Annotated in this window: 11 protein-coding genes; 4 read left to right on the top strand and 7 right to left on the bottom strand. The window is 45.7% G+C overall.

The genetic code is table 11. The features are described 5' to 3' along the window. Positions 1-230: 230 nt before the first annotated feature. Together rapA and ACVBJC_RS04420 are read left to right on the top strand one after the other, a co-directional pair. Positions 231-3,137 (top strand): RNA polymerase-associated protein RapA, encoded by a 2,907-nt coding sequence (gene rapA / locus ACVBJC_RS04425; protein WP_447159718.1) that lies wholly within the window; start codon positions 231-233, stop codon positions 3,135-3,137. Between the two features lie 227 nt (positions 3,138-3,364). Continuing rightward, entirely contained in the window at positions 3,365-4,171 is an 807-nt protein-coding gene (locus tag ACVBJC_RS04420) for a DUF3530 family protein (protein ID WP_447159719.1), read from the top strand. A gap of 74 nt (positions 4,172-4,245) precedes the next feature. Here ACVBJC_RS04420 and ACVBJC_RS04415 read toward each other — a convergent pair whose 3' ends face one another. Together ACVBJC_RS04415 and ACVBJC_RS04410 are read right to left on the bottom strand one after the other, a co-directional pair. Beyond that, a complete protein-coding gene (locus tag ACVBJC_RS04415) occupies positions 4,246-4,737 on the bottom strand; it encodes a YqhA family protein (protein WP_447159720.1) in 492 nt (163 codons plus the stop codon). A gap of 172 nt (positions 4,738-4,909) precedes the next feature. Continuing rightward, positions 4,910-5,716, bottom strand: coding sequence for a crotonase/enoyl-CoA hydratase family protein (locus ACVBJC_RS04410; RefSeq protein ID WP_447159721.1), 807 nt, complete (start codon positions 5,714-5,716; stop codon positions 4,910-4,912). A 380-nt stretch (positions 5,717-6,096) separates the two neighbouring features. On the opposite strand from ACVBJC_RS04410, the gene ACVBJC_RS04405 reads away from it, so the two are divergent. Together ACVBJC_RS04405 and ACVBJC_RS04400 are read left to right on the top strand one after the other, a co-directional pair. Then, a complete protein-coding gene (locus tag ACVBJC_RS04405; RefSeq protein WP_447159722.1) occupies positions 6,097-7,092 on the top strand; it encodes a response regulator in 996 nt (331 codons plus the stop codon). Between the two features lie 13 nt (positions 7,093-7,105). Then, positions 7,106-8,077 carry a GGDEF domain-containing protein gene (locus ACVBJC_RS04400; RefSeq protein WP_447159723.1) on the top strand — a complete coding sequence of 324 codons (972 nt, stop codon included), beginning with the start codon at positions 7,106-7,108 and terminating at the stop codon, positions 8,075-8,077. Between the two features lie 78 nt (positions 8,078-8,155). Here the strand turns inward: ACVBJC_RS04400 and rraB are convergent, their stop codons facing one another. The 5 genes from rraB to ACVBJC_RS04375 form a co-directional block, all read right to left on the bottom strand. Continuing rightward, positions 8,156-8,572, bottom strand: coding sequence for a ribonuclease E inhibitor RraB (gene rraB, locus ACVBJC_RS04395; RefSeq protein ID WP_447159724.1), 417 nt, complete (start codon positions 8,570-8,572; stop codon positions 8,156-8,158). Between the two features lie 29 nt (positions 8,573-8,601). After that, positions 8,602-9,330 carry a 1-acylglycerol-3-phosphate O-acyltransferase gene (locus ACVBJC_RS04390; protein ID WP_447159725.1) on the bottom strand — a complete coding sequence of 243 codons (729 nt, stop codon included), beginning with the start codon at positions 9,328-9,330 and terminating at the stop codon, positions 8,602-8,604. 322 nt (positions 9,331-9,652) lie between these two features. Next, entirely contained in the window at positions 9,653-10,456 is an 804-nt protein-coding gene (locus ACVBJC_RS04385; RefSeq protein WP_447159726.1) for a metal ABC transporter permease, read from the bottom strand. A gap of 99 nt (positions 10,457-10,555) precedes the next feature. Then, complete coding sequence (locus tag ACVBJC_RS04380) at positions 10,556-11,482, bottom strand: metal ABC transporter solute-binding protein, Zn/Mn family (protein WP_447159727.1); 927 nt, start codon at positions 11,480-11,482, stop codon at positions 10,556-10,558. Next, a complete protein-coding gene (locus tag ACVBJC_RS04375) occupies positions 11,466-12,662 on the bottom strand; it encodes a hypothetical protein (RefSeq protein ID WP_447159728.1) in 1,197 nt (398 codons plus the stop codon). Before ACVBJC_RS04375 ends, ACVBJC_RS04380 begins: the two co-directional genes overlap by 17 nt. Between the last annotated feature and the right edge of the window lie 6 nt (positions 12,663-12,668).

Here is a 12,668-nt window from a genome sequence, read left to right as displayed (position 1 = left end):
AATGCTCTGTGTGAGTTTTTAGCCGCCAACTAAGCTTTTTAAGCCCTCACCATTGATATCGAGCTGATGTGACAGAGCGATGACACAAAAAAATACTTCGGTGCAACTGATTATTTAGTACACTATTACTTCCGATTAGGGCGATTATTCGCGGGTTCAATTTTCAATATGCTCGCGATTGGTATAACATACGCGCCCCTTGTGATTCACCCAGTATATGAGAGTTTTAAATGCCGTTTTCCTTAGGTCAACGTTGGATCAGTGACACTGAATCAGAATTAGGTTTAGGTACTGTTGTTGGAGTTGAAGGCCGTATGGTCACCGTTCTTTTCCCTGCAACTGGCGAGAATAGATTATTTTCTCGAACCGAAGCCCCGCTAACACGTGTTATTTACAACCCAGGCGACACTGTAGAGAGCCATGAAGAGTGGAGCATTACGGTCACTGAGGTTGAAGAAAAAGATTCACTGATTATTTACCACGGCACTCATAGCGAAACTGGCGAGCAAGTTAGCCTGCGCGAAACCTTGCTAAATCACAATATCCGTTTCAATAAGCCACAAGATCGTCTATTCGCCGGTCAAATCGATCGTCTCGATCGGTTTAATGTGCGCTATCAGTGTCAGCTATTGAGAAATAAGCTCGCCACATCTGATCTGCTTGGACTACAAGGGCCACGCGTTGGATTGATCCCACATCAACAATGGATTGCACACGAAGTGGGTCAGCGTTTTGCACCCCGCGTTTTGCTAGCCGATGAAGTGGGTCTAGGTAAAACCATTGAAGCGGGTTTAATTATTCATCAGCAACTACTGACTGGTCGTGCTGAGCGTATCTTAGTTATTGTGCCTGATACACTGCGTCACCAGTGGTTGGTTGAAATGCTACGTCGCTTTAACCTGCGTTTCTCTGTATTTGATGAAGACCGCTGCGTTGAAGCCTATGCCGATAACGACAACCCTTTCTACACTGAACAGTTAGTGATTTGCTCACTGGAGCTGCTGCGTAAAAAGCGTCGTTTAGAGCAAGCGCTAGATGCCGATTGGGATCTAATGGTTGTCGATGAAGCGCATCACTTAGAATGGTCTGAAGACGCCCCAAGCCGCGCTTACCAAATTGTTGAAGCCTTAAGTGAAGTCGTACCTGGCGTACTACTGCTAACCGCGACACCTGATCAACTAGGTCACCAGAGTCACTTTGCGCGTTTGCGTCTATTAGATCCAGATCGTTTCTATGACTATCAAGCCTTCTTAAAAGAAGAAGATAGCTACAAAGATGTCGCAACCGCAGCCGATGCACTCGCCAGCGGAGAAGCGCTGTCGGATGAGTCGATTAACGGCTTAACCCAGCTGCTTGGTGAAAAAGATATCAGCGCTACCATTAGCCTTATTCAAGATGAAGCAGCCAATGCCGACGCTCGCTTCCAGGCGCGTGATGAGCTATTACAAGATCTGCTCGACCGTCACGGTACAGGCCGCGTGCTTTACCGTAATAGCCGCGCGTCAGTTAAAGGCTTCCCACAACGTAATCTGCATGTGCATCCACAAAAGATGCCTGAGCAATATGTTACCGCTTACCGCGTTAGCGCGATGATGAACAAGCATTTAGACACCAATGCTAAAGTGCGCCAAGTATTAAGCCCAGAGAAGATCTACCAAGACTTTGATAGCGGCAGTGCTAGCTGGTGGAAGTTCGACCCGCGTGTGGATTGGCTCATTGATTTCTTAAAGACCAACCGCAGCAAGAAAGTACTGATTATTGCTAGCCAAGCGGAAACCGCTTTGAGCTTAGAAGAAGCATTACGTACTCGCGAAGGTATTCAGGCAACGGTCTTCCATGAAGGCATGTCGATTATCGAGCGCGATAAAGCGGGTGCTTACTTCGCACAGGAAACCGGTGGCGCACAGGCGCTTATCTGTAGTGAGATTGGTTCAGAAGGCCGTAACTTCCAGTTCGCCAGTAACTTGGTATTGTTCGATCTACCGTTAAACCCAGATCTACTTGAGCAGCGTATTGGTCGTCTCGATCGTATCGGTCAGAAGAACGATGTTGAGATCCACTTGCCATACTTAGCTAACACGGCGCAAGAAAGATTGACCGAGTGGTATCACCAGGGCTTAAACGCTTTTGAGTGTACTTGCCCAAGTGGTCACATTCTATTTAACGAGTTCTCTGGTGAGCTGCTAGAAACCTTGCTAAATAATGACGATACAAGCCTAGAAACGTTACTGGATAACACTAAAGCGCGCTATCAAGAGCTAAAGCTTGCGATGGAACAAGGGCGCGACAAACTGCTTGAGATCAACTCTCACGGCGGCGAACGTGCTAACAAGTTAGTACAGAGTTTGGCAGACAAAGATGGTGACACTCAGCTTATCGGCTCGGTGATCCGCCTTTGGGATATTATTGGTGTCGAGCAAGAAGACAGCGGCGAGAACGCCATTGTATTGCACCCAAGCGAACACATGATGTTCCCGACTTATCCTGGTCTGCCAGAAGATGGTATTACCGTGACCTTCGATCGTGAGATGGCCCTGTCTCGTGACGATATTGCGCTGATCACTCAAGAGCATCCACTGGTACAAACGGGTCTAGACTTAATCACGTCTTCAGAAACCGGAACCACTAGCGTAGCAGTACTAAAGAACAAGGCGTTGCCAGCAGGTACCGTCTTCCTTGAGCTTATCTACTTAGCCGATGCGTCTGCACCTAAGTCAAGCCAGCTATACCGCTACCTACCGCCAACACCTGTACGTGTGTTACTGGATAAGAATGGCAATAACTTGTCTGACAATGTGACTTACGAAAGCTTTAACAAACAGTTAAGCGCGGTGAACCGCCATATTGCCAGCAAGCTAGTCAATGCATCACAGGCGATTTTACACCCGCTATTTGCTAAGGCTGAAACGTTTGCCAATGCCGAGCTACAAACGCTAACAGATTGTGCTCGCGAGAAGATGACCAGTCAGTTGTCTGGTGAGCTTGAACGCTTAAAAGCGCTAAAATCAGTTAACCCAAACATTCGTGATGAAGAGCTAACTCACCTTAGCGATCAGATGAGCGAATTAAACCGTTACCTAGACAGCAGCAAGCTACAACTTGATGCGGTTAGACTGGTATTAGTTAGCCACGCATAACAAGTCACAGTAATGGGTATCATAAAGCCTCGATAATTCGAGGCTTTTTTTTGCCGAATGTTGACCAATTATGTATATACTGCGCAAGATTTTATTCGCTTCGATGTTTTAGCGTAAAAAGGCTGCAGTCCAAGATGAAGTTTTCTCGATGTTTTTCTAAGTCCACTCCCCTATTGCTCCTAGTCTGCAGCACTTGCCTGCTAGCCAACTCATGTATAGCCGATACAGTGCCCACACATGAGCGGGTGGATTACAGCTATCTTCCTCCAAGCGAGCTCAAACAACTGCAGGTGGAAGGTAAAGATGTCCCTGCTCTTTTGCGTCCTTGGTTAGGCAAGCTGCAACTCGGGTTAACCATTATCGTGCCTGCTTTTTCAGAGCGAGCCGATGCACCTGGTTTCGTTAGCAATCTTAGACACGAGTTAAACCACTCAGGGTGGGCAACACTCGCACTGACTCCCCCGAGCCTGAGTAAGACGCCATATTTCGTCACTCACGCCGAAGAAGTGATTAAAGCGGGCGAGCAGCAAAGCTCAGTACCAGCTAACCAAGAAACACCTGACTTTAGCGCCGAACAACTGGCTCAAACTCAACAGCAGCAGCGAGACTTTATGCTAAGCGCTATGGCGCAGCTCGATAGTTTGGGCAAGGACTTTGCTGGTAAACGTATGCTTATTGCTATCGGTGACAGTGCTAATTTGGTCATTGAGTTGTTAGCGGCTAAACACCTGCCGATGCCTGACATACTGGTAGTGATAAACCCATACAGCGATATAGCCACAGTTAATAATGCACTACCACAAAAGCTGGCTGCGCTATCGATACCGGTACTCGATATACAATCAAACGATGGCGGCTCGGCTTCGCTCGCGACCCAAACGCAGCGACGCGTATTATCACCAGCCAACGCACCAACACGATATAGCCAGCAGTTATTATCACTGGATCTATCACTGCAAGTCTCTTGGAATAATAGCCTTAAGTTTATTGAAGGTTTTGCCAGTAGGATCAATAAAGCCTATCCAAATGGATAGGCTTTATCTAATCAAACAGCTAGTCATACCGCAGGCTCAGCCATCGTTTTAATGATGGACTTACGCGCTCGATATTAGTCTTTACTGAGCTTGAGCGCTCCGGCAATGAGTAACACCGTTATCCCCATATACAGCAGATCTAACATAGACGTAGGCTTCATATCGGTAAAGAAAGAGAACACCTTGATGATCAGCATCATTAAGATCACTTTGCCGAGCTTACTCTTGAGCGAATCGATACTACTAATGATGAGGAGCTTACCGCCCGCCTCACTTTGGCTGGCATGCTTAAGGTTGCTAATAAACAGTTCATACAGACCAAATGCAAAAATAAGCAGTACAGCACCTAATAGGAAGGTGTCTAAGATCTCAACCACAACCATCACCAGATCATTACGTACCGCATGGCTGCCGCTGAATATATAACCGAGAATAAGCTCAATCATATGCACCACATCTCTGAGCCCCATAGCAAAAACAACGAAAGCAGCAATGATGCAGGAAAGCACACCAAACATCACAGAAAGACGACTGCTCCATAAAAAACGTTCAAAAAGTTCGCGCATGAGTAAAGAGTTCCAATTGGTTGAATGGAATATGGTTTCGCTAAATCGCTGCCAAACCTAAGCGAGCAAACAAAGCGGTGAATTAGCGAGGAGTGTAAAAGAAGCCACTGCCTACTACATAAAATTCATAGCAATTCGTGAATCTGATCACACTTCATCGTTTTACCCAAAATTACCAACCTGAATCTCGGTTTCGATAGGCTTTTTCAGGGCTTTTAGTTTGTCTTAATGCGGCAATGATTCGATTTTTCCCCAGCAGTAATCGTAGCTGATACCAAGACTCACGCCTGAGTAATTGACGAACAGAAGCCGACCAATTCTTGTTAATACTTCGCTTGATAGCGGCATTAGCATCGGGCGAGGTTTGCGATAATTTAGTCGCTAGCGCAGTCGCTGTGGCCATCGGGTCATCAGCGACTGCGGTGACCAAATTGCTTGCTAACGCCTGCTCTGCAGTTAACACATCCGCCGTCATCGTCAACATAAGTGCTTGATCTTTTGGCATCAACTCTCGTAAACCTGCAAGTCCAGCCATATCGGGTACTAAACCCCACTTGGCTTCCATAATTGACATTTTGCAATCGGGAGCCGCAATTCTAAAATCCGCCCCGAGAACGATTTGCATGCCGCCACCGTAACACACGCCCTCAAGGACCGCGATAACGGGTACCGGTAATCTGCGCCAACCAATAGAAACCCTCTGCGCCAAATTTGCATTACCTGGCAACCACTTAAATAATAACTTAACGGCGTCTAACGGCGAGTTCATCACACTTTTTACATCTAAACCTGAGCTAAAATTACCGCCTTCACCGAACAGCACCACAGCGGTAAGCGAACGGTCTTTCGACAAGGTTTTTATACAGTGTTCTATCTCAGTAAAAAGCTTATAACTCAGTGCATTATATTTTTCTGGTCGATTAAGGCTCACATAAGCTATGCCATTTTTTTGGGTCAAACGTAATAAATCATAAGTCATCTTGGGGCCTTTCTTGGCAAGTGGTCTGTCCAGATTGGCAAGTTAACACATTTGGATTATTTCGTTAATAGCTATAACATGTGTTTGAATTATGACAAACGTCATTTTATTGTCATAAAATAAGCCTTTCTATTAATTAGTTGATAATTAATAATCTGGCCGTAGCGCATGCCCTTCTCATAAGGGACAATGTTATGGAAGCTACCGAGAACCATTTCTCTTCGAAGGCATAAGCCAAGGATGCACCGCTGAAATGCAATTTATTGTATTACAGTGGCGAGTTATTGATCCCAAAAAATGACAGAGGCTTCATGAACGGGGCAATAGACTAATTAAAATCACAAAAAAGCTGTTGATGGATAATAGGAAAAATAATAATAATGCCGCTCCCCATACTCATTTGTGATGACTCTGCGCTAGCCAGAAAACAGATGGCTCGCACACTCCCAAAAGACTGGGATATTGAAATAACCTATGCCACCAATGGCTTAGAAGGAATAGAGGCCATTCGCGAAGGCAAAGGCGAAGTCGTGTTTCTGGATCTCAACATGCCCGTAATGGATGGTTATCAAGTCTTAGAAGCCATTCAAAAAGAAGATCTTCCAGCATTAGTTATTGTGGTTTCTGGTGATATTCAAATTAAGGCTCACGAACGCGTTAAAAGCTTAGGCGCACTCGATTTTATTCAAAAGCCTGTGAGTGCCGGCTCAATTAGCCATATTTTGCAAGAGTACGGTATTTTAGAGTTGGCCCAAAGCGGTGGTGAAAATCAAGCGCCGATGATCCAGGTCGATCTGCGCGATGCCTGCCAAGAAGTCGCCAACGTTGCCATGGGGCGCGCGGCCGATCTCTTATCTAAGTTACTCAACGTATTTGTAAAGTTGCCTATTCCTAATGTGAACGTACTTGAGGTCAGTGAACTGACCATGACACTTAAGGCCACTGAAGAATACAGCACGGTATCGGCGTTATGCCAAGGCTTTATTGGTGCAGGTGTCGCAGGAGAAGCCCTATTACTTTTCCATGACTCTTCATTTAAAGATATGGCTAAGCTGATGAAGCTTGAACACCCAGAAGATGAACACACCGAACTCGAAGTCATGATAGACACGGGTAATGTGTTGATTGGTGCCTTCCTCAACGGCATATCAGAGCAGTTACACATGAAGTTTAGCCAAAGTCACCCCGTCGTTCTTGGCAGACACTGCAGCGTTAACAGCCTGATTAGTGAAAACGCGGATAAATGGAGCCGTACATTGGCGATGGAAATTAACTACCGTATTGAAGATCATGATATTCAATGTGATCTGCTGTTACTGTTTACCGAAGACTCACTGCCAACGCTCAACTATAAGCTCGGCTACTTGCTCGATTGAAATGGATATTAGGATGGCAACAGATCAGAAAGCTGTAGACAACAGTGCAATGAACGAACTCCACTGGCTAATCGATATGGTACAGACCATAGAGGTAGGCTTAGTGGTACTCGATCGTGATTACAACATTCAACTGTGGAATGGTTTCATGGAAAACCACAGCGGTGTAACCCCCAATTCAATCAAAGATAAGAATCTATTTGAGCAGTTTGAATACCTACCCGCACAATGGTTAAAGCAAAAAATGGAGTCGGTCTATCTATTAAAGAACCGCGCTTTTATCAGCTGGGAACAACGCCCTTTTATATTCGAATTTAAAAATTATCGGCCTATTACAGGCAGAGCTGACTTCATGTACCAGAATGTCACCTTGCTGCCGTTATCATCACTCTCAGGTGAAGTGACTCATATTAGTATGATTGTTTACGATGTCACTGACGTCGCCATCAATAAATTACAACTAAAGTCGGCTAATGAACGCTTAGAATACTTAAGCCAAATTGATGGTCTTAGCCAGCTATTTAACCGTCGTCATTGGGAGTTATGCTTACAGAAAGAGTTCGATCGCCATACTCGATATGGCAGTGAAACCAGCCTAGTGATGATAGATATCGACCACTTTAAAGTAATTAACGATACCTATGGCCACCAAGCCGGCGATCGAGTCATCCAAAATGTCTCTCATACCATTCGAAAATCACTGCGAGAAACCGACTGCGCAGGACGCTATGGTGGTGAAGAGTTTGCAGTGGTGCTGGCCAATACTCCTGCGGTCAATGCCCGCTTTTTTGCCGAGCGTCTGCGCAAGAAAGTTGAGCAGTTGCAAATTGCCTACGAAGAACAGCTTATCAAGGTCACTATCAGCATCGGTATCTGTGAAATTAAGCCAGAGGTAAACGACTGTGAGACTTGGTTATCTCAAGCCGACCAAGCACTTTATCAAGCGAAAGAAGCAGGACGTAACTGCTGTATCACTCATGAGTAGCCTATACCCATCACTATAAAACAGACACAAAAATGCCCATCACTAGATGGGCATTATTTTTAACGCTAAGCGCACCAATTAGTGCACAGGCTCTTCGTCTTCGTCGTCATATTCATCGTCATCTCGGACTTCTTCGCCATTTTCGTCGATGAAATACGTGCCCCAACCGTCGTAATCAATCTTCTGTTTAGCCGCGATGTTAATCATTTTTTCGCAGGCTTCATCTAACAGGTCGGTCTTTAGCTCATGGCTAGCGACAGCATCGAAACAATAGATCACTGAGCCATCTTCTAACTCCATCTCTTCAGCATCGTTAACTTCATAACCTAGCTTAAATGCGTCAACAGCCGCTTTTTCTAAACGATCAAAGTTAGTTGATGAGAAGTGATGCTCAATGGTGTAGTCGGCATCGGCCAATGAACCATCTGCAAGGATCGCTTCAACGATCTCACTATTTTCTTGTTTCTGTTCTTTTAACTGGCGTTCAATAGACATCGATAACTCCTCAAAAATTTCGCGACCGATTATACCGCTTTCGTCATTAATGCAGAAGCTTCTTGGTTCAACTGAGATAGCTTTTCAGACATCATAGTGTGAATGCGCTTAGAAAGTTCTTTCACCTGTGTTTTATCAAAACCTGCGGTTTCAATTGGATCCATCATTTCGATGATCACCACACCATTGTTCCAACGGTTCAACTTAATATGACACTGGTTTGAGGCTAATACAGGTACCATAGGTACACCCGCAGCTATTGCCGTATAAAAAGCACCAGCTTTAAATGGCAGTAAACCTTTACCACGAGAACGTGTGCCTTCAGGGAAGATCCACACAGACAAGCATTTGTCTTTTATCTTGCGGGCCGTTGCTGCCATGGTATCAAATGCTTTGTTACGGTTTTTCCGATCAATAAGAATATTGCCAGACAACCAGTAAATTTGTCCAAATAACGGCATCCAGGCAAGACTCTTTTTACCTAAACTCACCGTGCCTTTGGGTACGACGGCCGTATGAGTGAACATATCGAAGTTATTCTGGTGGTTTGCCAGGAAAATGCACGGCTTATCGCCTTGCTGTTGTGAGTTACGCACAATGACTTTGATACCAAGTACTGGTGCCGCCCAAGAAAAGACTTTGGCGAACATATGTACGTTATCTCGATGCCGAGGACGTAAAATACAAGCTAAGCCACCGATAACAAAGGCTAATAACAGCATGACAGACAAGATCAAACATCTAAGGATTAACAGCACTATAATCTCCCGCGATTTAATTGGCGCCAGTATAGCCACCAACTAAGTGCGACTCAATATAAATACAACTTATGTTAATGAACATTAGTTTACACGTGTAGCCTGAATATGCATGATAGCAAATTCAAGGGATGCTACTTTAGCGTAAACGGCTTAAGCGAACTTTAACCATGCTCAAATATTTTGGAAAATTTTAGCTTAGTTCCCCACCCCTTAAGGTCTGACCTGCCACGCTTATGCTTAACAAGCTCTGATCAAGTCACTGTTATTGGCCATATTGCGACAGCGCTTCTGCTATCTGTTATCGGCTACCCGTCATCGACTAAGAGTGCTCGTATCGAGTCTCGCCGCTCACAGACTGCTTTGATTTTCCTTTAAGCTTAAGTACCAACCTAAAGACGATAGCACTCAAGGCTAAGGTCGATACGATCGCAGCACCACTAGGTAAGTCTAAGCTAGCCGACAAGACGAGCCCCGATATGTATCCTAGAAGCCCTACCATATAAGCCCAAAATAGTTTAAATCGGCCATAGAAGTGGTTAACGGCCAGCGCTGGCAATATCAAACTACTAAATACCAAATACACCCCAACAAGCTCTACAGAAAGGGTAATCACGATGGCAAAAATAAGATAAAAAGCGCGGCCACTCAGCAAGTCTGGCTTATAAAACAATACCAGTAAGATTGCCAAATACACACTGGCAGGCAAAATTAACTGACTCCAACTCACCCACAGGATCTGCCCAGACATCAGCTCTTTTAGCATCTCGGCGCCGTGGGGATCATTTGATAACAGTAACATGGCAGCCACTGCCGCCAGCACATAGAAACAACCGATAATAGCTTCTAGCTCATCGGCCATTCGCTTAGAAAGCCACGCGATAAATCCTGCACCTGCTATAGCAAACAGCGCTGGCATCCACACATGTGAAAAAGGCAGCGCCTCGATATCATGATTAAGGTGGCCAACAATGGCGCCTAACGCTGCGACTTGCGCGATAGCCAGATCGATAAAGATAATGCCGCGCTTTAATACTTGTTGCCCCAAGACAACGTGAGTCGACAGTACCAAGACGCCCGCCACAAAAGCGGGGAATAAAATTGAAAGTAGATCGAGATCAAACATAGTTAGACTCTTATCATAATAGATAAACCTAAGGCGGATCGCTCAAGCACGATCCGCCTTATTCACTCAGTAACAATAATCAATATCAAGCTATAGGCGTTAACGCTTAGCACTCAACAAGAGATCGATGGCACTATCGTAAAGGCTAAACAGATCGACACTCTGATCATTGCCCCCAACTGACATAGGTAATATCAGCACAGGTAGATCCGATCGCTCCGATAACCACTCTGCCCCACGCTCGCTCTGATATGACGCGATAATGATCGCTAAAATATCACCTTGCTTAGCACGATTAAGTAAGCTGGCTAAATGCGAGCTACTAGGCGGGATCCCAGGCTTTGGCTCAAGATCCGCCACCTGTTCTAGCCCTAACCAGTTAAACAGGTATTTGAAACTAGAGTGGTAAGCGATCACTTTACTGTCCTGAAGCGATTTGGCTTTCGCCTCCCACTTAGGGATAGCCGCTTGCCAACGCTTAGTAAAACTGGCCAAGGCCGCTTCATAATCAGCTTTGCCATCGGGATCGAGCTGGATAAGCTTATGGGTTAGGCCACTGGCAACGCCCAGTAAACGATTAGGATCGAAATGTAGATGCGGGTTGCCCTTTGCGTGCACATCACCCATAGAGCGATCCACCGATTCGAGCTGATCTAGCGTATCGATCTGCTCAGATGCGAAGAACAACCCCTGATCGGTCGATCGCACTTTCGCGTTGGCAGACTTCATCTGCAACATTGGCAACCAGCCAACCTCAAGATCCGCACCGGCACAGACTGCCAGATCGGCTTGACGCATTTTAGCGATCAAACTTGGACGCGCCTGCACTTGATGCGGATCTTGCATCGCCGTCGTGGCAGAGTAGATCTTTGCACCGGGCGCCAGCTCTTTCGCTAATGCGGCATATTCAGGCTCACAAGCAAAAATGTTTAACGCAGCAACGGCATTGTTACTCACACCTAATGCCAGTGCTAATGTTAGGGCTTGAACCCCTTTTGATAAAAACGGCTTAGAATTGATGCGCACCGTGAGCCCCCAGAGTCATGACATATTGTAAAGTGATGACGTTGTCATCTTCGATCCCATCAAAGTTTGTCCCCTGCTGGTTGGTGTACTGCAAGCGCACAGTAGAGAAGTGACTATGATGCCAAGCTAGACTCACTTCAGTTTCTTTCAATTTTTGTGGGTCAAAATGATCGCTATGCATCATTTGAGTGTCGATCTGGCCATAACGTAGCCCGGCAGACCAACGAGGTGAGAATTGAAAAACACTGCTCAAGTACCATCCATCTTGATAATCTTTGCCTGAATCATCGTGACCCGGTTCTTCATGCTCGCCATGATGCTCTTCAAGTGGGGCAAAATCGGTGACACGGAAATACTCACCACTTAACGTTAGGTGTTGGTACTTATAGTTACCATTAGGAGCCCACTTATAGACAAAGTCTGCAATGTAAGTGTTCTCTCCGGTGTATTGGGCGTTATGGCTGTGATCATGGCCATGGTCATCTTGCACTTCAACGTGCTCATGTTCATCCGCTGTCATACGGCCATTTTCATTACGTAGGTAACTTAATCCTGCTTGCCAAGAACCGTTATCACCCACATCGCCACCTAATTTGGTGAAGGCGGTGTAAACCCCAAGGTTTTTATAATCGCGCTCGCCATGCTCATCAGCAGCGCGCATTTTGTCACCCTTAAAGCTCTCGACTCCCATGGTCCAGTAGAGATCTGTTGGTGCAACATAGTTCAAGCGCACACCATCATCAAAATAGTGGCTGCCCAAGAAAGCACGATAAACCGCGGGTCTATCTGAGAACGCATCCGTATGTACATGTTGATTGTTCAAGTAACCAATGTCAGACAGAAAACGACCCGCTCGCACCGAAAAACCAGCGGGCATCGCCAGAGTTTGAATAAAGGCTTCCTCTAAACCCAGCTCAGTTTCACCGTCATGCATCTCGACGACAGCCGTTAATTTACCGTAAAACATATCGTCAATGTTGGCGCTCATTGCGACCTCAGTATGGCCTAAGCCAAACCCTTCAACACGCTCTGACATCGGTCGCTCGGCGCTTTGATAATAGCCATCAAGTACTGCACTGATCGCCGGGTTAGTTAAACTGGGATCGCTTGCTAAAGCTTGAGTTGAAAATAGTGCGCACGCTGCTGCTACGCCAGTTAGGCGCATAGTTGAAATAGTCATCTTTTC

It is taken from the genome of Shewanella sp. 0m-6 (assembly GCF_052977325.1).
This window is presented reverse-complemented; position numbering and strand designations above follow the sequence as displayed.

Excerpts from the sequence above, each read along its gene's own strand:
- ACVBJC_RS04415 (WP_447159720.1), bottom strand. The coding sequence starts at position 4,737 with ATGCGCGAACTTTTTGAACGTTTTTTATGGAGCAGTCGTCTTTCTGTG.
- rapA (WP_447159718.1), top strand. The coding sequence starts at position 231 with ATGCCGTTTTCCTTAGGTCAACGTTGGATCAGTGACACTGAATCAGAA.
- rraB (WP_447159724.1), bottom strand. The coding sequence starts at position 8,572 with ATGTCTATTGAACGCCAGTTAAAAGAACAGAAACAAGAAAATAGTGAG.
- ACVBJC_RS04375 (WP_447159728.1), bottom strand. The coding sequence starts at position 12,662 with ATGACTATTTCAACTATGCGCCTAACTGGCGTAGCAGCAGCGTGCGCA.
- ACVBJC_RS04405 (WP_447159722.1), top strand. The coding sequence starts at position 6,097 with ATGCCGCTCCCCATACTCATTTGTGATGACTCTGCGCTAGCCAGAAAA.
- ACVBJC_RS04400 (WP_447159723.1), top strand. The coding sequence starts at position 7,106 with ATGGCAACAGATCAGAAAGCTGTAGACAACAGTGCAATGAACGAACTC.
- ACVBJC_RS04410 (WP_447159721.1), bottom strand. The coding sequence starts at position 5,716 with ATGACTTATGATTTATTACGTTTGACCCAAAAAAATGGCATAGCTTAT.
- ACVBJC_RS04385 (WP_447159726.1), bottom strand. The coding sequence starts at position 10,456 with ATGTTTGATCTCGATCTACTTTCAATTTTATTCCCCGCTTTTGTGGCG.